This is a genomic window from Propionispira raffinosivorans DSM 20765 (genome assembly GCF_000381065.1).
In the GTDB taxonomy this organism is placed as follows: Bacteria; Bacillota; Negativicutes; order Selenomonadales; family Selenomonadaceae; genus Propionispira; species Propionispira raffinosivorans.
On sequence record NZ_KB905856.1, the window covers coordinates 35,272 to 61,030 of the forward strand.

Here is a 25,759-nt window from a genome sequence, read left to right on the forward strand (position 1 = left end):
ATATGAAAACAGAAAATAAAGATAGTATGAAACAAAGAAAACGCAATATAAAACTTTTAATTAGTTATGATGGTGGAAACTATCATGGATTTCAAAGACAAAACAATTCACTAGCGGTGCAAAATATTTTAGAAAAAAAACTTGAGATTTTATTTGGCGATACAATTGAAATGGCGGCATCGGGGCGAACGGATGCCGGCGTTCATGCCTATGGACAAGTCGTTAATTTTTTCACAGATGGAACCATTCCAATTGATCGAGTGGTACGAGCTGCGAATAGTTTATTGCCCAATGATATTGTCGTAAAAGCGGCAGACGAAGTAGATTTTGATTTCAGTGCTCGCCATTCAGCAATTAGTAAAATCTATATATACCGTATACAACAAGGTGAGATACTAGATCCATTTTTGCGCAACTACACATGGTATATTCGTTCTGGATTAAATTTAGTTGCTATACAGCAAGCTTTAGCTTATGTTGTGGGGGAACATGACTTTTCTGCTTTTCAGGCTGCTGGTAGTGTACCGATGCTTCCTGTTCGGACCATTTATGAAGCAACTTGTGAACAAAAAGGTTCAATTATTGAATTTAGCTTTTTCGGCAATGGATTTTTATACCATATGGTGCGTAATCTTGTAGGAACTTTGGTAAATGTCGGGACTGGTAAAACGACACCAACTCGCTTTAAAGAAATCATGGATGGAAAAGATCGAAAAAAAGCTGGGGCTACGGCGCCGGCGCAAGGATTATATTTGAAACAAGTTAATTATTGAAAACTAGGGTCATAGGTTTAAAACTTTTGAGCCTAGTTTTTCTTTATTTTTAAATTTCTCGATAAAAAAATTAGAAATCTCTTCCTTATCTTGTTATAATATAAATATGTCTTATTAAAATAATAGAAGTGTACTTTAGGTGGTGAATGAAATGCAATCATTATTAAAAGTTGGGATTGATATCGGATCAACGACAATTAAGGTAATTGTTTTAGATGCAAAAAATCACTTGCTTTATAAAAAATATGTGCGACATTTTTCTGAAATCACGGCGGCCTTGCAAGATAATTTTCTTGCTTTAAAAAATGTAGTAGGGGCTAGCTCGTTTTCTTTTGCGCTGACAGGGTCGGCGGGAATGGGAATTGCTCAGAAACTTATATTGCCATTTGTTCAGGAAGTTATTGCATGCAGTGCGGCTGTTAAGGTTTTTGTGCCCCAGACTGATACGGCGGTGGAGCTCGGTGGTGAAGATGCAAAAATAACGTACTTTGGTGCAGCGCAAGAACAACGAATGAATGGCGTTTGCGCAGGTGGAACGGGATCTTTTATTGATCATATGGCATCGCTGTTACATACGGATGCACAAGGGCTTGATAAACTTGCAGCGAAAGGACGACAAATTTATCCGATTGCATCACGTTGCGGGGTATTTGCTAAAACAGATATTCAAGCACTGATGAATGATGGTGCAGAAAAAGAAGATATTGCACGGTCTGTTTTTCAAGCGGTTGTTAATCAAACGATTGGAAACCTTGCCCAAGGTCGCCCTATTGAGGGCAAGGTGGCATTTTTGGGTGGACCGCTGTATTTTCTGCCGCAGCTAAAAAGCCGCTTTATTGAAACTTTGGAGCTTGATACAGCACATGTGGTTGATTTTACGGAAGGCTGCTATTTTGTAGCAATGGGAGCAGCGCTATCCGATGAAACTGAAATAATGGATTATGAGACTTTAGCAGCTCGATTTGCGGATCAAACGCAATGGACAGAGAAATCAGATGTGAATAATTTCACCTTGTTTAAAGATGACGAAGCACGACAAGAATTTACGAAACGACATGCAAAAGATAAAATTGTTCGTGGGGATCTTAGTCGATATAAAGGTGATATTTATCTAGGTATTGATGCTGGATCGACAACGACGAAACTTGTTGCAATTGGCGAAAATAAGGAAATACTGTATTCTTCTTATGGCAGTAACCAGGGATCACCATTAAAAACAGTAATTACAGAACTGAAAGATCTTTATGCGAAACTTAATTCAAATACTAAAATTGTTTGTGCGGGCACGACTGGTTATGGTGAATACCTTGTAAAAGCTGCAATTCATGCCGATTTTGGTGAAGTTGAAACTTTTGCTCATTTGCGGGCTGCCCAAGAAGTTTGTCCGGATGTATCGTTTGTGCTTGATATTGGTGGTCAGGATATGAAGTGCTTCTTTGTGAAAGATGGCACGATTGATCAGATTGTTCTAAATGAAGCATGCTCGGCTGGTTGCGGGTCATTTATTGAAAATTTCGCCCAAAGTCTGAATTTGACGGCGGGTGAATTTGCTCAAAAAGCAATGCAGTCGCATAAACCGGTTGATCTTGGTACACGCTGTACGGTGTTTATGAATTCAAAAGTGAAACAGGTGCAAAAAGAAGGTGCGGATGTCAGCGATATTTCCGCGGGGATCGCATTGTCGATCATTAAAAATGCTCTATTTAAAGTGATTCAAATAAAAGATGTAAATGAGTTAGGAAATTCGATTGTGGTACAAGGCGGTACTTTCTATAATGATGCTGTTTTACGTTCCATGGAATTACTGCTTGATCGTCCCGTCATACGTCCTGATATTTCTGGACTTATGGGAGCATATGGTACGGCTATTTTAGCACAGGAACGTTCAACAGGAGCATCTGAGCTTCTGCCAGAGCAAGAGATAACAAACTTTACAGTTACAACAACATCACATCGTTGCAAAATCTGCGGCAATCAATGCTTGATTACAACACAGAAATTTTCCAATGGAGAGAAATATCATATTGGAAATCGTTGTGAACGTGGAATTGGAAAACACAAAAAAGAAAATAAAGTGCCGAATATCTATGAATATAAATATTATCGTTTATTTGATTTTTATCAGCCACTGGCGCATCCAAGCCGTGGAACGATTGGCTTGCCACGTGTTTTGAATATGTATGAAGATTATCCATTTTGGTTTACTTTTTTTACAATGCTTGGGTATAAAGTTGTGTTATCAGGAAAATCAACACCGGAAATGTATCATAAAGGGATGGCAACGATTCCTTCTGATTCTTTATGTTATCCGGCTAAATTGGTGCATGGACATATTATGGATTTAATCCATAAGGGAATTAAAAAGATTTTTTATCCATGTATCCCATATAATATGAAAGATACCATGAATCCAAGTGATAACCATTACAATTGTCCGGTTGTGGCTTCTTATGCAGAAAATATTCGTGCGAATATGGATATTTTACGTACCGAAAATATTCAATTTATGCAGCCGTTTTTGCCACTGGATGATAGGTTTCGTCTCATAACACGATTGACCGAAGAGTTTGCGATTGAACATATCAACAAAAAAGAAATTTTGTCAGCAGTGGATGCTTCTTATATTGAACTGGAAAAATATAAAAAAGCGATCCGAGTACAAGGAATGAAGATTCTAGAGCAGATTGAAACAGAAAAATTGCATGGGATTGTCTTAGCTGGTCGCCCGTATCATTTAGATCCTGAAATCAATCATGGTATTGCTGAAATGATTCAGTCCTATGGACTCGCAGTACTATCAGAAGATGTAATCTATCATCTTCATGTTGAACCCGAAAAATTACAGATCATGAACCAATGGAGTTATCATGCCAGACTCTATCATGCTGCAAGCTATGCTGCCGCACATGAAAACCTTACGCTTATCCAGCTAAGTTCGTTCGGTTGTGGCTTGGATGCCATTACGATCGGGCAAGTCAAGGAAATAATGGAACAGCATCAACGTATCTACACGATGATTAAACTCGATGAAGTAACTAATCTGGGAGCAGCACGAATCCGTTTGCGTTCGCTTATGGCCGCCTTGCAAAAAGGGCCGTGCAATAAAAGTGAACCAAAATTAATTGAAGCTCGGCCAATCTTTGGTGATGATAAAAAAGAAACCAATACTATTCTGGCACCACAACTATCACCAATCCATTTTTCTTTGATCACTACGGCACTGCGTAAATATGGTTATCAAGTTCTGATTCCAGAACTGCCTAATCGTGCAGCAATTGATTTGGGGCTTCGTTATGTTAACAATGATATGTGTTATCCAGCGATTGTTATTGTTGGACAACTTTTAGCAGCACTTAAATCGGGTGTTTGCGACCCAGATAAAACCTCAATCATGTTATTTCAGACATGTGGTGCTTGTCGCGCAACTAATTATCTGAGTCTGATGCGAAAAGCTTTAAAAGATGCAGGCTATCCACAGGTTGCTGTTTTTGCTTGCTGGGGGCCAGAGCAAGATGCATTTTCCTTGAATATTGCTAGCTTTACGGATGTAATCAAAAGCATTATGTATGGAGACTTGCTAATGCGGCTGGTAAACCGAATTCAGCCTTATGAAACTGAAGCTGGGTCTACGCAGCGATTATATGAAAAATGTCTGGAAAATTGCAAAAAAGAAATACTGAATGGAAACTATCTTAAATTTAAGCGAAATGTACAAAAAATTGTCCATGAATTTGACCAGTGTATTATCCATGAACATCTTTGGAAGCCAAAAGTAGGAGTGGTTGGCGAAATTCTCGTTAAATATCATCCTGTGGCCAATAATCACCTTGAAAAAATATTGGCGAATGAAGGTGCAGAAGTGGTCATGCCGGATATGATGGATTTTTTATTCTATATGGCAGTTGATGATATTGTCAAATATCGTCTTTTGGCAGGGAAACTTTCGGATAAAATGAAATCTGAAGTATTTATAAAAGTGATGGAGATGATTCGCCATCCAATTCGGAAAGCCTTGCAGAAAAGTCAGCGTTTTACCGCACCAAATCGAATTCGTGACATTGCTGAACTGGCCAAAAAACATGTATCACTTGGTAATATGGCGGGAGAAGGCTGGTTCTTAACTGGTGAAATGTTAAAGCTGATTGAAAGTGGAACTAAAAACATCATTTGCTTGCAACCTTTTGGTTGTTTGCCGAATCATATTACCGGAAAAGGTATGATTCGCGAAATTTTACGATCCTATCCAGAGAGTAATGTTATTGCTGTTGATTGTGATGCTGGTGTAAGCGAGGTCAACCAGCTTAATCGTATCAAGCTAATGTTATCTGTAGCAAAAGAAAAAAAGCCGCTGAGCGTAACGGAGGCAATATTATAAGAAAAAACAGATGAGGCGGTAGCTTCATCTGTTTTTTTACCTTTTTATTGTAGAAAAAGCAAATAACTCTATACAAATTTGTCTGGGACTGGTATAATATTTTTTGTTGCTCTTTATCCACAGTTTAAATGTGGATAACAAAAAAAGAAAAATAACTTGACTTTAGGTTCTATTTTTATTAAAATATAGTTTATATGAGGCTTTAACCGAGATTTCCACTAGCCCCGGAGATCAGGGCGAACCTTTGTATAATAACTTTAATAATGGAAATTTAGAAAAGTTAATAAACAAGGAGGGATATCGAATGAAAACAACGTTTATGGCAAATGAGTCCAACATCGAACGTAAATGGTATGTTGTAGACGCTGAAGGTAAAACTGTAGGTAGATTAGCTGCTGAAGTTGCGAAAGTACTTCGCGGTAAACATAAACCGACCTTTACGCCTCATGTTGATACTGGAGACTTCGTAATTGTAGTCAATGCAGAAAAAGCTGTATTCACAGGTAAAAAATTAATTAATAAAACATATTTCCGTCATTCAGGATATACTGGGGGTACTACATTTACACCAGCTGGTAAAATGTTTGAAACTCATCCTGAAAGAGTAATTGAAATAGCTGTTAAGGGTATGATCCCTAAAAATAGACTTGGTTCACAAATTTATACAAAATTGAACGTATACGCTGGTCCTGAACATCCTCATGCTGCTCAGAAACCAGAAGTACTTGAATTAAATATCAGATAATATCTGGAAGGAGGAACATTATTTATGGCATTAGCTATCTATTACGCTACAGGTCGCAGAAAAACTTCAGTTGCCAGAGTTCGTCTGGTTCCAGGTGAAGGCAACGTAATCATCAATGGTCGTGAAATGAAAGAGTATTTTGGTCTTAAAACTCTTGAACTGATCGTTAGACAACCGTTACATTTAACTGAAACAGTTGATAAATATGATGTAATAGCACAAGTAGAAGGTGGCGGTTCATCGGGACAAGCCGGTGCAATTCGTCATGGCATTTCGCGTGCACTTCTAAAAGTTGATATCGATTTACGTGCTGCTTTGAAAAAAGCAGGTTTCTTAACACGTGATCCACGTGAAAAAGAACGTCGCAAATACGGCTTGAAAAAAGCTCGTAAGGCTTCACAGTTCTCGAAACGTTAATATTAATGAATTTAAAAGCCCCAAGAACCCAGTGTTCTTGGGGCTTTTCTTTAAATAAAAACCTATAAAATCGGTAAGTTTTTAAGTGGGTTAAGTGATTTACTCCATAAATATTTAGCATTGCACGCAACTTACATATGTTTTTCTAAAAATGGACCATAATCACGATCCGTATCACAAATATGTTTAATTAACCAATCACGAAGAACCGTAAGCAACTGATTGGCAGGCAAGAGGTTTTTATCATATAAGCATTTATATTCAATTACTTTCGCTTTAAAATCATCATGTATTTTTTTGTGCTTTTCATAATTAGGATAGTTGTATTTGGCCATTAACGTTTCTTCATGAGAAAAATGAGTGTTTACATATTTGGTTAGACCTAGAAGTAATTCTTCCATCGTATCTTTTCCACGGCCTTCTTTCATTGCAGCATGAAGATTATTTATCATAGTAACTAATTTCTTGTGTTCTTCATCGAATTTAGGGATGCCAACACTAAATTCATCAGTCCATGTAACAATAGCCATAATTGAATCCCCCTAAAGTATATTGTGAATCATTTTAGAGAAAGATTCGACAAATTAAATACAAGTCCTGCAATTTTAATGATTTGCTGCTACAGTTTTCTTTGAAAGTATAAGGCAATGGATGCTGGCAGGATTTATATTTATTTTGGCGAACATTTAAAAGCAAAGTGATTAAAGAAAGGAGCATAAGTGTGATGGATCAGGATATTTGTTTTGGCAACATAGTTGTAGATTGCAATGATGAACAAAAGTTGTGCCGATTTTATAAACAACTGCTTGGGTGGGAAAAACGTGAAATGTATGGACATCCAGCAGTGCGAAGCGAAAATGGATTGGTGTTTTTATTTATAGAGGACGAAGAATATGTTTCGCCTATTTGGCCTGACCAATTAAATAAGCAACAAAAACAAATGCATTTTGATTTCCAAGTCGATGATGTAGCTGCGGCAGTTCAAAGAGCAGAGTCTTTAGGGGCTGTTAAAGCAAAATCGCAGTTTGGTGGAGAAAACTTTGTAACGATGCTAGATCCCGCGGGGCATCCATTTTGTCTTTGTGCGAAAGGGTAATTTATAAGCAAAAGAAAAGCATCTTTCGAGGTGCTTTTTTTTTGCCATAAAATATCCTTTTTAGATAGAGGTATTTATGTTCCAATAGAGAAGTATCTTTATAGAATTGAGTAATAAAAACAAGTAGGAGGAATACGAAATGAGCTGGTTTAGTAATTTAAAAGTAAGTCAGAAGTTGTATGTCTTGATTACTGTTTTTAGTGTGGCAATTATTATTATTGGGGGACTTGGGTATGTTAATTTAAAACAGAGCAGCGATAACATGGATGTTTTGTATAAGATTGACGTTGAAAAGTCTAATTTAGCCTATGAAAGTCGTTTGTATATTAGGCGGATACAGGCGGATCTTTTTTCATTAATGCTTACAAAGGATGATCGTGAAAATATACGTTTATCCAATGAAATTAAAGATTTTAGAGCAGCAATTGACAAAAACAATGATGCCTATGCAAAACTTTCCTTAGATGCAAATGAACAAACGGCATTGGAATCGTTTAAAAGTCTACTGACTAAATTTGATGGAGGCACTGGAAAAGTAATTGCTTTAGCTGTGCAAAATAAAAATGAAGAAGCATACCAGTTTTTTCAAACACAGGTGGAAGGTATCTCCAATGATGTCGCAAAAAATTTAATTTCGATATCGGAAAGCAGTAATAAAAAAGCGGATGATATGAGTATTCAAGCCAAAGAAGATCTACAAAAATCCACGATGATGGCTTCTGTGATTACTGTAGTGGCATTACTTTTAGGGATTGGTATAGGAATACGCATTATTCATCAGATTAATTTACGGCTAAAAGAATCGGTTGATTTTTTAGGAAATGTAGCAACCGGAAATTTTTCGCATGATGTTGCAGCGCATCGGTTGCTGGATAAAAGTGAATTTGGGGTTTTATCTAAATCCATGAATCAGATGAATCAAAATATTCGCTCCTTAATCAAACAATTGCTGAATACTTCGGAACAGGTAGCGGCGGCTTCAGAGCAATTAACGGCCAGCGCCGAACAATCAGCGCAAGCTTCACAGCAAATCGCTGTCTCCATTACCGAAGTTGCCGCTGGTGCGAATCGAGAATTAGAAATTGCCGTTGCCACCAATCATATTGTAGAAGAAATGGCAAAGGGGATTCAGCAAGTTACGGAAAATACAACGGGTGTTGCGAAAACGGCGGAATCAACGACTACATCTGCTTTTGAAGGGGGAAAAGCTATTGAAAAAACAATAGCTCAGATGGGGGCAATTAATAAACGAACAGAAGATACAGCGGATGTTATTGATGAGTTAGAAGCAAAATCAAAAGATATTAATACCATGGTAGCATTGATTTCAAATATTGCTGATCAAACCAATCTGCTTGCCTTAAATGCGGCGATCGAAGCAGCAAGAGCAGGTGAACATGGCAGAGGTTTCGCTGTTGTTGCGGAAGAGGTACGAAAATTATCGGAACAGTCGGCGAGTGCATCAAAGGATATTCAAGTTCTTATCAAGGATGTGCAGACAAGAACGCAAACCGCAGTTACTTTTATGAAAGAAAGTAAACGAGAAGTTGCAAGCGGTGCGGAACTTGTTGATATTGCTGGTCGAACATTCAATGAAATTGTTAATATGATTAAAGGTATTACCGAAGAAATTACGAGTATTTCAGCTGCTGCAGAAGAACTAAGTGCTGGAACTGAGAATGTTGTAAATTCAACGGAAAATATAAAAAAACAAAGTAGCAAAATTTCCGAGGAAACACAAACGGTTTCAGCAGCAACCGAAGAACAATCAGCATCTATGCAAGAAATTGCGGCAGCTAGCACCCACTTATCGAAATTGGCAGCCGATCTCCAAAATGAAATTCAAAAATTTACAATTTAAAATATAGGGCATCATTTTCTTTCTCTGTAAGACCACTCAACTCTATACCCAATTTCTGATGATTGCCATATAGAATATTTAATGCAACTTATATAGAGAAAAAGCACTCGCAAGAAAGTGCTTTTTTTGCCAATATTTATCGAGCTATTATAAGTTGTATTACCATTTTATGATGATTCCACCGTGTGTTAATCCGGCACCAAAGCCGTACAGCAGTAAAACATCACCTTTTTTGATTTTTGAATTTTGCTGACCTAACCAAATAGCTAATGGAATGGATGCGGAAGATGTATTGCCATAAAAATCATTACTGATTAAAGTTTTTTCAAAGGGGAAATTCAGTTTTGCGCACATACTTTTTATCATACGCAAATTGGCACTGTGGGGGATGAACCAATCAATTTGCTGGAGTAACATATCATTTTTTTCTAATAAAGTTTGAATGCCAGTCGGAATATTTTTAATCACATATTCATATAAGAGAGGTCCTTCTTGTTGGAAAATATGATCTTTTTCAAAAGGTTTATCATTTACCGTTGGCGCCAAATTACTACAGGCGACAAGCGGGGCTAAACTTCCATCTGATGTAAAATAGGATTGTAGAATTTTCTGATGTGATGAATTTTTTTCCATGAGTACAGCAACAGCTGCATCACCAAATAAAATACAGCTGCCACGTTCGGTATAGTCGAGAATTTTTGATGTTGTTTCCGCAGCGATTAACAGTATTTTTTTGCTATGCCCAGCGGTTAATAAAGAATCAGCTACACACAGACCATACGTAAACCCAGTACAGGCAGCGTTTAGATCCATTGTGCCGGCATTTTTAATTGCAAAGTGTCCTTGGACAAGAGCGGCAACGCTTGGTGTCAGGTGATCTGCGGTGAAAGTCGTTACAATAACCATATCAACATCAGCGATTGATAGTGCAGAATTTTCTAAAAGATTTTCGACCGCTTTGATTGCGAGATCGCTAGAAAATTCATTTTCAGCAGCAATACGTCGTTCTTGTACACCAGTACGTTTAAGAATCCATTCGTTCGTTGTATCAATCATGTTTTCAAGATCACCATTGGTTAAAATTTTTTTTGGAACATAAGCACCGATACCTGCTATATTTGTATACATTTAAATACCTTCTTCACAAATTATTAAATATTAGTACCTAGTACTAATATTGGCTAATTTATTTTAACACTGGATAGTCTATAATACAATGTTAAAATCATGAGTTAAAGAATTTTAATTTATCTAGATATTCTATGTTGAAAAGTGTTATAATATGATTATATGAGTTAAAGAATTTTAATTTTTATAACTCTAAAATTATAAGGTGGCGTTTAGTATGAATCATTTCGCGAAGAAAATAACTTTATTGACACTGATAAGCGTAATCCAATTAGGATTTGCTGTCGGCTTTACAGAGGCTTCTCCTTTGCACACGAATAATGACTCCTCTGCACAAGTTCAATTTTATGAAGGTCCTGGTGATCCTGGTCCTGGTAATCCAAATGAACTAAGGCATGAACCACCACGGCATGAACCGCAGCGACCTCCACAACCACCAAAATCTCACCACCACTGGTGGGATCTTTAATACTTCAAAAAGATATAGTAATTATTTTATCTAAAGCGCTAGGGAGTTATAAGATGCTTTTCGTGTCTTAATTAAAGGGATTTTTACACATTTAAACAAGGAGGCTATTTTCATGAGTATTTTATCCAAAAAAGGTATAATTGGGTTAGCGACAGGTGTTGCTCTTTTTGCAGGAACAATGAGTCCATTCGTTGCACAAGCATCTCCACCGAATGATGGTGAAGATGGAGGCAGACCTCCAATGATGGATCAACATCAAATATCACCAGATAAAGTGGCCCAAAACTTGTCGGATACATTTGGCATTGCTAAAGATGATATTTTAGATTATGTAAATGAAGGCGTTGGTGAAAGAGATTTGTCGACAGGTTGCTTTTTGGCGAAAGCCAGTGATAAATCTTTAAAAGCTGTTATGAGTATCAAAATGAAAAAAGCAAGTTGGCGCGATGTTGGTCAGTCTTTAGGTCTTACGAAAGAAAAAATGGAATCTACTGGCAATGAAATTGCCGCAAATCGCCTTGAAAGCAAATTAAAGATTGCCAAACAAACGGGATTAGGACTTCTGCAAGATGGATATCAACCGAATGATATTGCGCTTGCCAATGAATTAGCAGGAAATAGTAAAAAATCAATTCAGGATGTTTTAGCTATGAAAAAAATGAATAATACATGGGAAGATGTAGCAGATTCTTTAAATATTGATGAAAGTACGTTTAGAAATGATATAAAAATCATTCGTGATGCTTTTTCGAATGCAGGAGAATTTCCTGGACAACATAATTCCTTTTCACTGTAAAATAAGCTTGTTAAACAATAAAAGCCGTGTACTCAATTGTATACGGCTTTTCTGTTGCAAGTTGTATCGATAGCAGCAAAGTAAACATATTTGATTCTGTCCTTAAATGCTTGATTTTTAAAATTTATAGCTTAAAATTTTTTAATAAAAACAGTCTTATAGATAAAAATATAGGGCTGTTTTATTTGTTTTTAGCTAAAATATCGTTTTAAATGACGATTTTTACGGTTTTTTTGTAAGTATCAGTAAGGAATTTGATTAAGGCAGTCTTTTTAAATGTAAGACAATCACTTAAAATTTTTACATTTTTACTTATAAAGATTTATTTAATAAAAAAAGTTTAAAAAATCTGTTAAATATCAAAAAGAAAACGTTTTCGAACGATGCCAGAGGCTTGCTATTATCATTGTTTATAGTAAAATGGGCAATATGTTTAATATTTCTTCTTACTAATTGAAAGGTGGTTTCTATGGTACATACGAGAAAAACTGCTGTGGCGATTGTTTGCGGCGGCGGTCCGGCTCCAGGAATGAATAGTGTTATTAGTGCGGTAACGATGGAGGCACAACGACGTGGCTGGGATGTTTATGGAATCTATGATGGTTTTTCTCATTTGGCAAAAGGTGAAAAGCAGTATATCAAACTGAATTACGATTTGGTAAGCCGTATTCATTTGACGGGTGGCTGTATACTTCATATGTCACGTTTCAATCCGACCAAGCGGCAGGCGGATCTGCAAATGGTTGTTGATACGTTAAATGAAATAGGTGTGACCTATCTTGTTACAATCGGGGGTGACGATACGGCTTTTAGTGCGTCTAGTGTTGCAGAATATGCAAAACAATGTGGACGCTCATTTTGCGTAGTCCATGTGCCAAAAACGATTGATAATGATTTGCCGCTGCCGGCGGGAATGCCAACCTTTGGCTTTGAAACAGCCCGGGCGGTAGGGACTATGCTGCTTGAAAACTTAATGGAAGATGCCCGGACGACGAATAATCGTTGGTATTTTGCTGTGACGATGGGGCGGACGGCAGGGCATTTAGCATTGGGAATGGGAAAATCTGCTGGTGCGATTATCACATTAATTCCCGAAGAATTTACGAGTGAGACGATTCGTCTGCAGCAGATCGTAGATCTTCTGACTTGTTCGATCGTTAAACGTTATTTGACCGGGCGTAATTATGGTGTTGCAGTTATTGCTGAGGGCGTTATCGAAAAAATTGCACCAGAGGATTTTCATAAATTGGGGGATGCCTGTCTGGATGAGCATGGGCATCTGCGGTATGCTGAATTGAATTTTGGAGAAGTCTTGAAAAAAGCAGTGATGAAGGAACTCAAAAAAATACAGATTCAGTTGACTATTGTCGATGAAAAAATCGGCTATGCATTGCGCTGTGCGCCGCCGATTTCATACGATATTGATTATACAAGATCACTCGGTTATGCAGCAGTGCGTTTTCTTGATGAAGATGGCTGTTCGGCGATGATTACCATGCAGCACAATGAAGCAGTGCCAATGCCATTTTCCGAGCTGCGTGATGAAAAATTGGGGCGGACGAAAGTACGCCGTGTTGATATTGAATCGACGCATTATCAGTTAGCGAAAGATTTTATGATCCGTTTGCTGCCAGATGATCTGGATGATGTGAAACTGGCAAATATGTTTGATTTATCGCCACAGGCTTTTAAAGATCGTTATCAATATTTATTTTTATAAGGAAGAACGTTAAACTTTACCGACAATTTGTCTAAACTATCAAAAAAGTCGTTTATTTCACTTGTGGGATGAACGACTTTTTTAGAATAACAAGCAGGAAAATATCCTTGTAAAACCTAATAGATTAAAGATGGCAGCTATGGGTTACGTAAATACTTCTGCCAATAAATTTCTTGAAAAGCAGGGTGGATTTTAGAGTGCATGTTTTTATTTATCTATATAAGATTCTAACGTTTTTGGTCTTGCCAGTTGGGTTGATATCTGTTGTATTATTTGGTGTTTGTATTTATACTTGGCGTCGAAAGTTAAACATCAAATATGTCTTGACATTCGTAACACTATTTTTGTATTTATGTGCCAATCCGTTTATAAGTCATCTGCTTTTGCAGCAACTGGAGAAAGAATATATTCCAACGGCCGCTGTACAGGGCGATTTGATTGCAGTTTTGGGTGGCGGTGCCTTAAATGGTACTCCAGATATAGAAGCGGATGGAGGATCTTTGGGTGGTGGCTCGATGAATCGCCTGATTGCAGCGATTCGCTTGCAAAAGCGACTTCATATACCGATTGTTGTAAGTGGTGAAGATCCGGAAACAGCCAAGGCCAAAGAAATCATGCTGGATTTAGGTGTTTTGCCAGAAAATATCATTATTGATGATCAGGCGCATACAACGGTTATGAATGCAGAGCATATTGCTGCAATTTGTGAAGTCGCAGGCTTTAAAAAGCCGATTATTGTTACCTCGGCTTATCATATGCCGCGGGCGGTGCTTTGTTTTAAGCAGGCTGGAATGATGGATTTTGAAACATTTGCGGTCGATTATCAGACGGATTTTTCGGATTCTAGTAGTTACAACAAAGATATGTTTGTGTGGCTGCCCACTTTAGGAGCTTTAAAAAACACCACAACAGCGGTCCGTGAATATATGGGAATTACCGCCATGCAACTACAATGGCTCTAAATTTACTGGAATAAATTATTTAGGAATAAAGGATTTTAGCGGATGAGAAAGAATAAATATAAAGTTAAGTATTTATGTTTGATGAAATAGGAGGAGTATTTAGAATGAAAAAATTGCTTCAAATGTTATTGGTTGCCTGTGTTGTTCTTGTAAATGTACAGCTGGTATCAGCCAATCCTGAAAAAACGATAATTACGGAGGGTTTTGATCTTTCGACAATTCATCGTTTGGTAATTGTCGACCCTCAATATAGTCCGGTAAAAGATGGTGCTACGAAAGATGCTGTCATGAATATGTTTTACAAGACCGGTGCGAGTGCCAGAATTTATGTAATGCCAAAATCAGATGTTGAAAAATCAATTTTAAAGGATTCCAATGTGGATCTCAGCTCTTTAGAAACCAAAAAAGCGGATGAAGTATTTACGTCCAATGTTGGTAAATATGCGGATGCGTATATGGTAGCGACTATCGTACATAACAGTCGCGTTGTTATTTTCTATGATGTATATTCTGCACAGACAAACCAGATGGTATATTCTTATGAAATTGTTGCGGGCAGTCATGATGAAGATTCACTTAAAACCTATGAAGGTTTAACAAAAAATTTCTATCGCTCTTTTGAAAAAACAGTACAACAACAAATTAAAGATCAAAATAAAAAGAAATAAAAAACACTAAAAAAGCGTATCCGCATCTCTTAATAGATGCTGGATACGCTTTTTTAGTGTTTTAAATACAAAGGAGTTTGTTTTGTCTTTTCGGCAATAGTCGGGGCAACGAAGCCGGCTCGTACCATTGTATCCAGAACAACGTTCTGCCGTTTTTTTGCCATAGGAAAATCAACATACGGTGAATAGAGCGAAGGTGCATTTGGTAGACCAGCAAGCATCGAAGCTTCGGCAAGCGTCAAATCTTCGGGATCTTTACCAAAATAACCTTGCGCGGCCTCCTGAATTCCATAAAAGTTAGAGCCAAAATAAATTGTATTCAAATAGAGTTCGAGAATTTTTTCCTTTGAATAGCGGTTTTCCATATCGACAGCTAATATGAGTTCTTCGGCTTTGCGACCGAAGGACTGTTCGTGTGATAAAAATAAGTTCTTCACTAGCTGCTGTGTAATCGTGCTGGCACCTTCTTCTATTTTTCCATATTGAAGATTGACGAGTGAGGCTCGTAGGATACTTTCGACATCAAACCCCCAATGTGAATAAAAGCGATTATCTTCTACGGCGATGATTGCTTGCTGCATAGGAACCCCAATTTTATCAATTGTTACATATTTTTTCTCATCCACTGTTTTTGCTACGGCATCCCGCAAGAAAACAATGCGTGAAACACGATCAAGGGTTGAAATATTTTGGGATCTATTGGTATTGGCGACTGGAATAGAACTATCTTTTTCTGACGGATGAATTTGATCTTGCAGTTTGGTACCAAGTTCTTTTGTATCATGCAAAATGATATTGCTGCCGCCGGAAAACCAAAAGCAGATAAAAAATAAAACAATGGATAAAAGTAAAAAGCGTGAAGTACGCATAAAATCCTCCTAAAAATAAGAATAGCTCCATTATAACATTAGAACGTTTGTTTTCATACGATCTGAGGAAATTTAGTAGAAAGAAATAATTTCACAGCGGTAAATAAAGGTTTAAAGCACATAATTTTATAAAAAATAAAAAAATAGTGTTATTTTGTAAATTTACTATTGAAATTTTATGCACTTATGATGTATAATTATGAGCATGGAGTTTGAGGAGGAATTGGTATGAAAGTTAGTGTTATTGGTGCTACAGGGTATGCTGGCGCAGAACTTTTACGACTTCTGCACAATCATCCCAAAGCAGAAGTTATGTATATGACATCGGAAAGCCACACCGGTCAACCGATTTCAGCGATATATCCTCACTTACGAGGAATTTATGATCAGAAGTTAATCAGCATGAAGGAAATAGATAAGATTGCTGGGGCAAGTGATGTTGTTTTTATTGGCTTGCCACATGGACACGCGATGGCGGTCGGTAAGGCACTGGAAGGTAAAAGTGTTAAAATTATTGATCTCGGAGCAGATTATCGCTTTACGGATACAAAAACATATGAAGAATGGTATAAAGTTGAACATACCCATAAAGATGCAAAACGTGTTTATGGATTGGCAGAGCTTTATCGCAAGGATATTAAAACGGCATCGATTGTGGGAAATGCTGGCTGTTATACGACTGCGAGTATTTTGGCGTTAGCGCCATTGGTCAAATATAATTTGATTAGCATCGATACGATTGTAATTGATGCTAAATCGGGTGTGTCAGGAGCGGGTCGTTCAGCAAACTTGAGCAATCATTTTCCGGAAATGTATGATAATTTCAAAGCATATAATGTAGGCGGACATCGCCATACACCGGAAATTGAGCAAGCTTTATCAGAGCTTGCAGGCGAAAAAATTATTTTGAGTTTCACACCGCATCTTGTACCGATGTCTAGAGGAATATTGAGTTCTTGTTATGCAAAGCTTAAACCAGGCGTGACGGCAGAGCAGGTTGATACTGCATATGAAATGATGTATCAAACCGAATTTTTTATTCGTCTTCTGGGACGAGGTGGTTATCCCGCGACAAAAGAAGTACGTGGTTCGAATTTCTGTGATATAGGCTGGCACATCGATGCCCGTGTTGGCAGGGTGATTGCTCTTTCAGCGATTGATAATCTTGTAAAAGGTGCTGCTGGGCAGGCCGTGCAGAATTTTAATATTATTTGTGGTTTTGATGAAAAAATGGGACTTTTAAATGTTCCTGTTTATCCTTAATGGATTTATACGAAATAAATATTTGGAGGAATTTTTGTGTTTAGAGAAAATAATGCAGGTGTTACATTTGCCAAAGGGTTCACAGCAGCGGGTGTTAAAGCTGGAATTAAAAAAAGCGGTAAAGCAGATATTGCTGTAATTTATACAGAAAAAGAAGCTGTAGTTGCTGGCACATTTACGCAAAATGCAGTGGCTGCAGCTCCCGTACATGTTTCAAAAGCGGTAGTTAAATCGGGGACTGCTTTTGCAATTGTTGCCAATGCTGGTTGCGCGAATGCTTGTACTGGACAGCAGGGGATGGATGATGCCAATCAAATGGCAGCTATCACAGCGCAGGAATTAGGTGTGAAGGCGGATGATGTTATTGTTGCTTCTACCGGTGTAATTGGTGTAAATCTGCCAATGGATAAAATGGAACTAGGTATTAAGGCCGCTGTGAAAGACTTAAATGCAAACGGTAGTGTGGCGGCAGGTAATGCCATCATTACAACGGACACAAAATCGAAAGCCTGCTCACTGGAAATCAAAATCGGCGACAAAAAAGTCCGTTTAGGGGCGATTGCCAAAGGTTCTGGTATGATTCAACCTAATATGGCAACGATGCTTTGCTTCATTACAACGGATGCAGCAATCAATCAAAAATTATTACAAAAAGCACTTTCGGAAGTTGTTGAAACTTCGTTTAATATGATTTCGGTCGATGGCGATATGAGTACCAATGATATGGTCGTTGTTATGGCAAATGGCATGGCTGAAAATGTTGAAATTACAACAGAAAATGATGATTATAAAATTTTCTGTGATGCCCTTGATAAAATTTGTACAGGAATCTCACAAGAAATTGCGAAAGACGGTGAAGGGGCAACAAAATTTCTGACAATCAAAGTAACCGGTTCGACTTCTTTTGCCGATGCAAAAACAGTTGCGATGTCAGTGGCCAAATCTCCACTTGTCAAAACGGCATTTTTTGGACAGGATGCAAATTGGGGTCGCGTTATCTGTGCAGTCGGTTATGCCGGCGTACAAATGATACCAGAACAAACGATTGTGAAGTTTGGCGATATTACGGTTTTTGATAAAGGCATGGGCGCCGCGTTTGATCAAGCTGCCCTGCGTGATGTGATGGAAGCGCATGATATAGAAATTTCGATTGATATGGGATTAGGCGATGAAGAAGCCACGGTATGGTCCTGTGATCTTTCTTATGAATATGTAAAAATCAATGGAGAATATCACACCTGATAGGAGGATACTACGTGGAATTTTCATCAAAAGATAAAGCCGCTATATTAGTGGAAGCTTTGCCATATATTCAAAAATTTTTTGGTAAAACAATTGTTATCAAATATGGTGGCAATGCGATGGTCAATAATGAATTAAAAGCAAAAGTAATGGAAGACATTGCTTTGATGAAATATGTTGGTATTCGGCCCGTTGTCGTACATGGCGGCGGTCCTGACATCACGGGATTTTTGCAGAAAATCGGTAAAAAATCAGAATTTGTCAGCGGTTTGCGTGTGACAGATGAAGAAACGGTTCAAATTGCAGAGATGGTTCTGGTGGGCAAAGTCAATACTGAAATTGTCAGTTTGCTGAATCACCGCGGGGTAAAGGCTGTCGGACTAAGCGGCAAAGATGCAGAACTCATTCGCGCTAAAAAAAAGCTGGCTGAAGTTTACGAGGGTGAAACGGTTCGGATGGTTGATATTGGTTTTGTTGGTGAAGTCGAAAAAATCAATGTGGATATACTGAATGATCTTTTAGATCAGGATTATATTCCGGTCATTGCACCGATTGGTGTTGGTGCAAATAATGAAAGCTATAATATTAATGCTGATTATGTGGCAGCTGAAGTTGCCGGTGCACTTCATGCCGAAAAACTGCTTCTTTTGACAGATATTGAAGGAATTTATAAAGATTACCATGATAAAACAACGTTTGTTTCAACATTGACACAAGATGAAGCAAAAGAAATGATAAAAGATGGAACAATTGCTGGTGGTATGATCCCCAAAGTTGAAGCGTGTTTGTGTTCACTTGAAGCGGGGGCAGGAAAGACCCATATCATTGATGGGCGTCTTGATCATTCGTTGATTTTAGAAGTTTTCACACCACAGGGGATCGGCACGGAAGTTGTTCGGTAACAAGTAAAAAAGCATACGGAGAGGACGAGTCAGATGACAAACGAAGAAATTTATAAACAAGACGAAGCATCCTATTTTCCGGTCTTTGCAAGATATCAAATTGTTTTAGACCATGGAGAAGGACCTTACGTATATGATACAGACGGAAAAAAATATATTGATTATCTGGGCGGGATTGCTGTTAATGTTTTAGGACATAATCATCCGGTCTTGGTAAAAGCGATTGCTGAACAAGCGGGGAAAATGATCCATTGCTCGAATCTTTATTATACAAAAGTCCAAGTTGATGTTGCAGAAAAACTAAAAAAACTCAGTGGTCTTGGCAAAGTGTTTTTGGGTAATTCTGGTGCGGAAGCCAATGAAGGGGCTATGAAGCTGGCTCGTAAATATGCACATAGCATCGACCCAGACAAATCGCAGATCATTACAGCAATTCACAGCTTTCATGGACGTACGCTTGCTACACTTACGGCCACGGGTCAGCCAAAATATCGGGAAGGGTTTGGTCCTTTGCCGGCAGGTTTTGATTATGTACCTTATAATGATATTAAAGCTCTTGAAAATATGATGAGCGATAAGACTTGTGCTGTTATGCTGGAACCAATCCAAGGCGAAGGCGGCGTGAATATGCCGGGCGTTGATTATCTTAAACAGGTTCGCGCTTTATGTGATAAATATCATGCAGTACTCATTTTTGATGAAATTCAGACGGGGATGGGCCGGACGGGTACATTGTTCGCTTATGAACAATTAGGCGTGAAACCGGATGTTGTTACCCTTGCAAAAGGTCTTGCTGGCGGGGTACCAATTGGGGCCTTTATCGCAGCCGATGAAATAGCGAAGGTTTTCCATGCTGGCGATCATGGCTCGACTTTTGGTGGCAATCCGCTTGCTTGTGCAGCCGCCAATGCAGTTCTTGATACGATTGCAAGCGATCATTTACTGGAAAATTGTCAGGAAATGGGCGCTTATCTTAAGAGTAAATTGGAAGAATGTAAGGTGAAATACCCTTCGCTTATCGTAGATGTTCGTGGCCTTGGCTTGATCCTTGGCATGCAATTAACGAAACCAGGTCGTGACATCGTAAATGAATGTCTCGAGCAGGGAGCTATCATCAATTGTACAGCAGGGAATGTTTTACGGTTTGTGCCACCGCTTATCATCACAAAACAACATGTGGATGAGTTGATGACAATACTGGATAAAGTTTTAAAAAAACATGCATAAGCTAAAGCTATTATAGTATAATAATTAGGTGCTTATCACCGAATATAGATAAAATATGCGGGCGGTAAAATTTTTGGGGGTTTTAATATGTTGAAAGGCAAAGATTTATTATCGATACACGATCTTACGACAGAAGAGGTGTATGAAATCCTTGACCTTGCCAAAGAATTAAAGGCAAAGCAAAAAGCTGGTGTTGAACATCCTATTTTGAAAGGTAAAACGCTGGGGATGATTTTTCAAAAATCATCAACACGAACTCGTGTATCGTTTGAAGTAGGGATGTATCAATTAGGTGGTACGGCACTTTTCTTATCTGGTAATGAATTACAGATAGGCCGTGGCGAGCCGATTAAAGATACAGCGCGTGTTTTGTCACGGTATCTTGATGGTGTGATGATTCGTACGTTTGCTCATGCTGATGTGGAGGAATTTGCCAAATATGCAGATATTCCTGTCATTAATGCCTTGACGGATTTGCTGCATCCTTGCCAAGTTCTGACAGATTTGTTGACAATACAGGAGCATAAAGGCAAAAAACTCAAGGGCTTGAAGCTCGCTTACATTGGTGATGGGAATAACATGACTCATTCGTTGATGTATGGTTGTGCCAAAGTTGGAATGCATTTTTCGGTGGCGACGCCGCCAGGCTATGAACCAAATGCGGCTGTGACCAAAAATGCAGTGGAAGATGCAAAGATGACGGGTGGTTCTATAACGGTAAGTCATGATATCTTTGCGGCTGCAAAAGATGCTGATATCCTGTATACAGACGTTTGGGCGAGCATGGGACAAGAATCGGAGCGTCAGGAACGTAAAGAAATCTTCAAAAATTATCAAATCAACAAAGAACTTTTACAAACTGCTGATCAAAGAGCAATTGTACTGCATTGTCTGCCGGCTCATCGTGGTGAAGAAATCACGGAAGATGTTATGGAAGATCATGCACAAGTCATCTTTGATGAGGCGGAAAACCGTCTGCATGTCCAGAAGGCAATTATGGCCTTAACAATGTGTGATTAAAACTTTAAAATAATAATTTGGAAAAGAGAGGCGTTTTAAAAATGGCTGATGTAAAGAAAGTAGTACTTGCATATTCCGGTGGTTTAGATACTTCCGTTATTATTCCATGGCTAAAAGAAAATTATAATGGCTGCGAAGTTATTGCAGTTTGTGCTGATATTGGACAAGGGGATGAACTCGACGTAGTTCATGACAAGGCTCTTGCATCCGGTGCGTCGAAAGTCTTTATTGCCGATTTGACGAAACCATTTCTTGAAGAATATGTATGGCCGACTTTAAAAGCCGGCGCGGTTTATGAAGGCAAATATTTATTGGGGACTTCGTTTGCTCGTCCAATTATTGCGAAAGCACTTGTGGAAATCGCGAAACAAGAAGGTGCGGATGCAATCGCTCATGGCGCAACTGGCAAAGGGAATGATCAGGTTCGTTTTGAACTTACGGTAAAAGCGTTAGCACCAAATATCCGTATTATTGCACCTTGGCGTGAGTGGGAAATTAGATCCCGTGAAGATGCACTTGAATATGCGGCAAAACATAAAATTCCTGTTGCAACAAGCAATAAAACATATAGTATGGATAGAAACATTTGGCATTTGAGCCATGAAGGTTCTGATCTTGAAGATCCTTGGAATGCACCGAAAAATGATATGCTGCTTATCTCGAAAGCACCGGAAGATGCGCCTGATAGAGCAGAATATGTAATGGTTGATTTTGAAAAAGGGATTCCTGTTGCAGTAAATGGCAACAAAATGGGTGCTGTAGAGCTTTTGACTAAATTAAATGATATTGGTGCGGCGAATGGTATTGGTATTACGGATATTGTTGAAAACCGTCTAGTGGGAATGAAATCCCGCGGTGTATATGAAAATCCAGGCGGAGCAATTCTCTATTATGCGCATCGTGAGCTGGAATATCTCTGTCTTGACAGACAAACGCTCCATTATAAAGAAGGTATTGCGATCCGTTATGGTGAGCTGGTATATGATGGAATGTGGTTCTCACAGCTTCGTGAAGCACTGGCTGCTTTTGTTGACAGTACACAAGAATCCGTTACCGGTACGGTACAACTGAAATTGTATAAAGGCAATATTATGTCAGCTGGGGCGAAATCCCCATATTCGTTATACAGCAAAGAATTTGTTACGTTTGAACGTGATGAAGTCTACAATCAGGCTGATGCAACTGGATTTATCAACCTTTTTGGTTTGCCACTTAAAGTAAGAGCCTTAATGAAAGAAGAAGCAGGACTTAAAAATGAGTAAAAAACTTTGGGGTGGAAGATTTTCCAAATCGACTGATGAAATGATCAACGAATTTCAGGCTTCTATCTCGTTTGATAAACGTATGTATCACGAAGATATTGCAGGTAGTATCGCGCATGCAACGATGCTGGCCAAATGTGGTATCATTGCCGATGCAGATAAGGACTCGATTATTGCTGGCTTGAAAAAGATATTGACGGATATCGAACAAGGCAACTTTTCATTTGATGTTGCCTTAGAAGATATACATATGAATATTGAAAAACGTCTAACCGATGCAATCGGTGAAGCGGGTGGTCGACTTCATACGGCTCGCAGCCGTAATGATCAGGTCGCACTGGATACCCATATGTATGTACGTAAAGAGGTAGTAAATATCGCTAAGCTTGTATTGGATATGCAGACGGCTTTTGTCGAAACAGCAGAAAAATACAGCGATGTTATCATGCCGGGGTATACGCATTTGCAGCGCGCGCAGCCAATCCTATTCTCGCATCATATGATGGCTTATTTTTCGATGCTCAGTCGTGACTTTTCCCGTCTAAAAGGTGTGTATGAACGAGCTGATATAATGCCGCTTGGCGCGGGTGCTTTGGCTGGTACAACATTCCCGATTGATCGCAGTTTTGTTGCTGATCAGCTTAATTTTGAGTCAATTTATACAAACAGTCTGGATGCGGTCAGTGACCGTGATTATATTCTGGAATTTTTATCGGCGGCATCTATTATGATGATGCATATGAGTCGTCTCAGTGAAGAAATTATCATGTGGTGTTCACGGGAATTTTCCTTCATTGAACTAGATGATGCCCATTGTACAGGCTCAAGTATGATGCCACAGAAGAAAAATCCGGACGTATCAGAACTGGTTCGTGGTAAAACCGGTCGTGTTATTGGTCATCTTATGGCAATGCTTACGACAACAAAAGGTCTGCCGCTTGCTTATAATAAGGATTTGCAAGAAGATAAAGAAGGTCTTTTTGATACGATTGATACTGTAAAATTTAGTCTGGCTGTTTATGCTCAGATGATTCGGGCGATGAAAGTAAACAAAGACGTTATGTTTAAAGCTGTAAGCGATGATTTCTCCAATGCAACGGATTTGGCAGATTATCTGGTAAAAAAAGGTCTGCCATTTAGACAAGCTCATGAAGTATCAGGCAAAGCGGTACATTATTGCATTGAAAAGAAAATTTGGCTGAAAGACTTATCTCATGATGAGTTCAAAGAATTATCACCACTTTTTGAAGCCGATATTTTAGAAGCAATTAAACCGGAAACTTGTGTAAAGAATCGTAACTCGTTTGGTGGTACCTCCTATACACAAGTAGAAAATCAATTGCAGCTTGCCAAAGCAATGCTGGAAAAACAACAGGCCCTTATCGACGAATATGAAAACAAACAGATTCAGATTTAAATAAAGGTGAGCTAACACAAGCAAATTCACCCGCAGAAAATATAAAAGAATATAACCCCAAAAAGCTGATTCCTCTATAAAGGGGAGTCAGCTTTTTGGGTTGAATATTAAGAAATATAGAGCTAATTTAAAGTTGCCAACTATTTTTTTTGATATTTATCAAAGATTTTTCTAAGATTCTATTGTTATATTATAGATGATAAAGCAAAAAATCTAACGTAGAGCATACTTGAAAAAATTATTTACAGGCAATGGTATGATCTAGAGCAAGCTGCTTATTTTCAAAATAACTATATTACAGGGATGGTGATGACTATTAAAAGTATGGATTATTCACATTACATATTGGGACTGGTACTAAAAAGAAATACAATAGAATCGTTTTCGCGGTATCCTTTTTCGATACCAGCAATAGCCAAATTAGATGAAATTGAATTTCATCCGAATGTTACTTTTTTTGTGGGGGAAAATGGGGCAGGAAAATCTACCTTAATAGAAGCTATCGCAATAGCTTCTGCTCTGAATCCAGAAGGTGGATCTAGAAACTTTACTTTTTCAACACAAGATTCACATTCTGAATTAAATAAACACATAGTTTTAAAAAAGGGAATAAAAAGACCGAAAGATTCTTATTTTTTACGAGCTGAAAGTTTTTATAATGTAGCTACTAATATTGATGCATTAGGAGTTGAGGATGCGTATGGGGATAGATCATTACATCATCAGTCACATGGCGAAGCGTTTTTGTCGTTGTTTCTTAACCGATTTTTAGGTGAAGGACTTTATATACTTGATGAACCAGAAGCTGCATTATCACCGATGAAACAATTAAGTCTCATTACTTGTATTCATCAGTTGGCTGCACAAAATTCACAATTTATTATAGCAACACATTCGCCAATTCTTTTGTCATATCCGAATGCATGTATATATAATATAGATGATACTGGTATAAATAAAATCGTATATGAAGAAACAGAACATTTTAAAACAGCACAATATTTTTTTCATCATTACAAATTGATGCTTGATGAACTTATGAAAAGTTAAAAAGACAAAGGGGTTGAGTGTTTTCTTGGCACTCAACCCCTTTTATCTATAGGTGCGAACAGGTTCTATTTATAAAAAGATATATTTTTTGTTAGGCTATAAAAAATCAAGAGAAGATCTTCTTGTCTTAGGATATGACGCTGCAGGTTGTTTTTACCGGACCAGCGGCACCGCCCAAATCAATAATAACATACCAATGATCCGTATCAGGAACATCAATGGTAACGGGTGAGCTTTTATAGTAACCACCAAAATATTTAAAGGCAAGAGAGTCGTTGTATAAGGAAAAATTCATGCGATCCATTAACATTACATTGGCCTGTATATCAAGTGTAACTCTAACTTTATTTCCACCAGCAACAGGACCTAAATCATATTTAATAAAATTCATGTGTACACTTCCATTCTAAAACAGCAAAAATGCTATGATGTATTCATAAGTCTACTTTAAGCATACTTGTCGCAGAGGGTTCTGTAAATGGGAAAAGAGTAGGGAG

23 protein-coding genes are annotated in these 25,759 nt (G+C 38.2%); 19 read left to right on the forward strand and 4 right to left on the reverse strand.

The window, feature by feature from the left end; all coding sequences use genetic code 11:
• Positions 1-2 precede the first annotated feature (2 nt).
• From truA to rpsI, 4 genes are all read left to right on the forward strand, one after another.
• Positions 3-773 (forward strand): tRNA pseudouridine(38-40) synthase TruA, encoded by a 771-nt coding sequence (truA, locus tag F606_RS0113610; RefSeq protein WP_019554438.1) that lies wholly within the window; start codon positions 3-5, stop codon positions 771-773.
• Positions 774-924: 151 nt separating this feature from the next.
• Positions 925-5,148, forward strand: coding sequence for an acyl-CoA dehydratase activase-related protein (locus tag F606_RS0113615; RefSeq protein ID WP_019554439.1), 4,224 nt, complete (start codon positions 925-927; stop codon positions 5,146-5,148).
• Positions 5,149-5,452: 304 nt separating this feature from the next.
• A complete protein-coding gene (rplM, locus tag F606_RS0113620; protein WP_019554440.1) occupies positions 5,453-5,893 on the forward strand; it encodes a 50S ribosomal protein L13 in 441 nt (146 codons plus the stop codon).
• Between the two features lie 24 nt (positions 5,894-5,917).
• The gene (rpsI, locus tag F606_RS0113625; RefSeq protein ID WP_019554441.1) at positions 5,918-6,310 is read left to right on the forward strand and encodes a 30S ribosomal protein S9; all 393 of its coding nucleotides are present in this window, start codon (positions 5,918-5,920) and stop codon (positions 6,308-6,310) included.
• A 131-nt stretch (positions 6,311-6,441) separates the two neighbouring features.
• Here rpsI and F606_RS0113630 read toward each other — a convergent pair whose 3' ends face one another.
• A complete protein-coding gene (locus F606_RS0113630) occupies positions 6,442-6,840 on the reverse strand; it encodes a bacteriohemerythrin (RefSeq protein ID WP_019554442.1) in 399 nt (132 codons plus the stop codon).
• A 194-nt stretch (positions 6,841-7,034) separates the two neighbouring features.
• On the opposite strand from F606_RS0113630, the gene F606_RS0113635 reads away from it, so the two are divergent.
• Positions 7,035-7,406: a VOC family protein gene (locus F606_RS0113635; protein ID WP_019554443.1), complete on the forward strand. Its 372-nt coding sequence runs from the start codon at positions 7,035-7,037 to the stop codon at positions 7,404-7,406.
• 139 nt (positions 7,407-7,545) lie between these two features.
• Entirely contained in the window at positions 7,546-9,267 is a 1,722-nt protein-coding gene (locus tag F606_RS0113640; RefSeq protein WP_019554444.1) for a methyl-accepting chemotaxis protein, read from the forward strand.
• Positions 9,268-9,426: 159 nt separating this feature from the next.
• Here F606_RS0113640 and F606_RS0113645 read toward each other — a convergent pair whose 3' ends face one another.
• Positions 9,427-10,395 (reverse strand): ketoacyl-ACP synthase III, encoded by a 969-nt coding sequence (locus tag F606_RS0113645; protein ID WP_019554445.1) that lies wholly within the window; start codon positions 10,393-10,395, stop codon positions 9,427-9,429.
• Positions 10,396-10,612: 217 nt separating this feature from the next.
• On the opposite strand from F606_RS0113645, the gene F606_RS21155 reads away from it, so the two are divergent.
• From F606_RS21155 to F606_RS0113670, 5 genes are all read left to right on the forward strand, one after another.
• Complete coding sequence (locus F606_RS21155; RefSeq protein ID WP_019554446.1) at positions 10,613-10,864, forward strand: hypothetical protein; 252 nt, start codon at positions 10,613-10,615, stop codon at positions 10,862-10,864.
• Positions 10,865-10,976: 112 nt separating this feature from the next.
• Positions 10,977-11,660: a hypothetical protein gene (locus tag F606_RS21160; RefSeq protein ID WP_019554447.1), complete on the forward strand. Its 684-nt coding sequence runs from the start codon at positions 10,977-10,979 to the stop codon at positions 11,658-11,660.
• A gap of 469 nt (positions 11,661-12,129) precedes the next feature.
• Positions 12,130-13,380: a diphosphate--fructose-6-phosphate 1-phosphotransferase gene (pfp, locus tag F606_RS0113660; protein ID WP_019554448.1), complete on the forward strand. Its 1,251-nt coding sequence runs from the start codon at positions 12,130-12,132 to the stop codon at positions 13,378-13,380.
• A 197-nt stretch (positions 13,381-13,577) separates the two neighbouring features.
• On the forward strand, positions 13,578-14,342 hold the full coding sequence (locus F606_RS21165; RefSeq protein WP_019554449.1) for a YdcF family protein: 765 nt from the start codon (positions 13,578-13,580) through the stop codon (positions 14,340-14,342).
• Positions 14,343-14,446: 104 nt separating this feature from the next.
• The gene (locus F606_RS0113670; protein ID WP_019554450.1) at positions 14,447-15,010 is read left to right on the forward strand and encodes a hypothetical protein; all 564 of its coding nucleotides are present in this window, start codon (positions 14,447-14,449) and stop codon (positions 15,008-15,010) included.
• 53 nt (positions 15,011-15,063) lie between these two features.
• Here F606_RS0113670 and F606_RS0113675 read toward each other — a convergent pair whose 3' ends face one another.
• A complete protein-coding gene (locus tag F606_RS0113675; RefSeq protein ID WP_019554451.1) occupies positions 15,064-15,879 on the reverse strand; it encodes a transglycosylase domain-containing protein in 816 nt (271 codons plus the stop codon).
• A gap of 228 nt (positions 15,880-16,107) precedes the next feature.
• On the opposite strand from F606_RS0113675, the gene argC reads away from it, so the two are divergent.
• The 8 genes from argC to F606_RS0113715 all read left to right on the forward strand — a co-directional run bounded on the left by argC (position 16,108) and on the right by F606_RS0113715 (position 25,262).
• Positions 16,108-17,142: an N-acetyl-gamma-glutamyl-phosphate reductase gene (argC, locus tag F606_RS0113680; RefSeq protein WP_019554452.1), complete on the forward strand. Its 1,035-nt coding sequence runs from the start codon at positions 16,108-16,110 to the stop codon at positions 17,140-17,142.
• A 36-nt stretch (positions 17,143-17,178) separates the two neighbouring features.
• Entirely contained in the window at positions 17,179-18,384 is a 1,206-nt protein-coding gene (argJ, locus tag F606_RS0113685) for a bifunctional glutamate N-acetyltransferase/amino-acid acetyltransferase ArgJ (RefSeq protein ID WP_019554453.1), read from the forward strand.
• Positions 18,385-18,398: 14 nt separating this feature from the next.
• Positions 18,399-19,286, forward strand: coding sequence for an acetylglutamate kinase (gene argB, locus F606_RS0113690; RefSeq protein ID WP_019554454.1), 888 nt, complete (start codon positions 18,399-18,401; stop codon positions 19,284-19,286).
• A gap of 33 nt (positions 19,287-19,319) precedes the next feature.
• Positions 19,320-20,513: an acetylornithine transaminase gene (locus tag F606_RS0113695; protein WP_019554455.1), complete on the forward strand. Its 1,194-nt coding sequence runs from the start codon at positions 19,320-19,322 to the stop codon at positions 20,511-20,513.
• Between the two features lie 87 nt (positions 20,514-20,600).
• Complete coding sequence (argF, locus tag F606_RS0113700) at positions 20,601-21,533, forward strand: ornithine carbamoyltransferase (RefSeq protein WP_019554456.1); 933 nt, start codon at positions 20,601-20,603, stop codon at positions 21,531-21,533.
• A gap of 41 nt (positions 21,534-21,574) precedes the next feature.
• Complete coding sequence (locus tag F606_RS0113705; protein WP_019554457.1) at positions 21,575-22,795, forward strand: argininosuccinate synthase; 1,221 nt, start codon at positions 21,575-21,577, stop codon at positions 22,793-22,795.
• Positions 22,788-24,212, forward strand: coding sequence for an argininosuccinate lyase (gene argH / locus F606_RS0113710; RefSeq protein WP_019554458.1), 1,425 nt, complete (start codon positions 22,788-22,790; stop codon positions 24,210-24,212). Before F606_RS0113705 ends, argH begins: the two co-directional genes overlap by 8 nt.
• 324 nt (positions 24,213-24,536) lie before the next feature.
• On the forward strand, positions 24,537-25,262 hold the full coding sequence (locus tag F606_RS0113715) for an AAA family ATPase (protein WP_019554459.1): 726 nt from the start codon (positions 24,537-24,539) through the stop codon (positions 25,260-25,262).
• 127 nt (positions 25,263-25,389) lie between these two features.
• On the opposite strand, the gene F606_RS0113720 is transcribed toward F606_RS0113715, so the two are convergent.
• Positions 25,390-25,653: a DUF1883 domain-containing protein gene (locus F606_RS0113720; protein WP_019554460.1), complete on the reverse strand. Its 264-nt coding sequence runs from the start codon at positions 25,651-25,653 to the stop codon at positions 25,390-25,392.
• Positions 25,654-25,759: the final 106 nt, after the last annotated feature.

Coding starts and splice junctions, on each gene's coding strand:
- truA (WP_019554438.1), top strand. CDS start 3: ATGAAAACAGAAAATAAAGATAGTATGAAACAAAGAAAACGCAATATA.
- F606_RS0113615 (WP_019554439.1), top strand. CDS start 925: ATGCAATCATTATTAAAAGTTGGGATTGATATCGGATCAACGACAATT.
- rplM (WP_019554440.1), top strand. CDS start 5,453: ATGAAAACAACGTTTATGGCAAATGAGTCCAACATCGAACGTAAATGG.
- rpsI (WP_019554441.1), top strand. CDS start 5,918: ATGGCATTAGCTATCTATTACGCTACAGGTCGCAGAAAAACTTCAGTT.
- F606_RS0113630 (WP_019554442.1), bottom strand. CDS start 6,840: ATGGCTATTGTTACATGGACTGATGAATTTAGTGTTGGCATCCCTAAA.
- F606_RS0113635 (WP_019554443.1), top strand. CDS start 7,035: ATGGATCAGGATATTTGTTTTGGCAACATAGTTGTAGATTGCAATGAT.
- F606_RS0113640 (WP_019554444.1), top strand. CDS start 7,546: ATGAGCTGGTTTAGTAATTTAAAAGTAAGTCAGAAGTTGTATGTCTTG.
- F606_RS0113645 (WP_019554445.1), bottom strand. CDS start 10,395: ATGTATACAAATATAGCAGGTATCGGTGCTTATGTTCCAAAAAAAATT.
- F606_RS21155 (WP_019554446.1), top strand. CDS start 10,613: ATGAATCATTTCGCGAAGAAAATAACTTTATTGACACTGATAAGCGTA.
- F606_RS21160 (WP_019554447.1), top strand. CDS start 10,977: ATGAGTATTTTATCCAAAAAAGGTATAATTGGGTTAGCGACAGGTGTT.
- pfp (WP_019554448.1), top strand. CDS start 12,130: ATGGTACATACGAGAAAAACTGCTGTGGCGATTGTTTGCGGCGGCGGT.
- F606_RS0113670 (WP_019554450.1), top strand. CDS start 14,447: ATGAAAAAATTGCTTCAAATGTTATTGGTTGCCTGTGTTGTTCTTGTA.
- F606_RS0113675 (WP_019554451.1), bottom strand. CDS start 15,879: ATGCGTACTTCACGCTTTTTACTTTTATCCATTGTTTTATTTTTTATC.
- argC (WP_019554452.1), top strand. CDS start 16,108: ATGAAAGTTAGTGTTATTGGTGCTACAGGGTATGCTGGCGCAGAACTT.
- F606_RS0113695 (WP_019554455.1), top strand. CDS start 19,320: ATGACAAACGAAGAAATTTATAAACAAGACGAAGCATCCTATTTTCCG.
- argF (WP_019554456.1), top strand. CDS start 20,601: ATGTTGAAAGGCAAAGATTTATTATCGATACACGATCTTACGACAGAA.
- F606_RS0113705 (WP_019554457.1), top strand. CDS start 21,575: ATGGCTGATGTAAAGAAAGTAGTACTTGCATATTCCGGTGGTTTAGAT.
- argH (WP_019554458.1), top strand. CDS start 22,788: ATGAGTAAAAAACTTTGGGGTGGAAGATTTTCCAAATCGACTGATGAA.
- F606_RS0113715 (WP_019554459.1), top strand. CDS start 24,537: ATGGATTATTCACATTACATATTGGGACTGGTACTAAAAAGAAATACA.
- F606_RS0113720 (WP_019554460.1), bottom strand. CDS start 25,653: ATGAATTTTATTAAATATGATTTAGGTCCTGTTGCTGGTGGAAATAAA.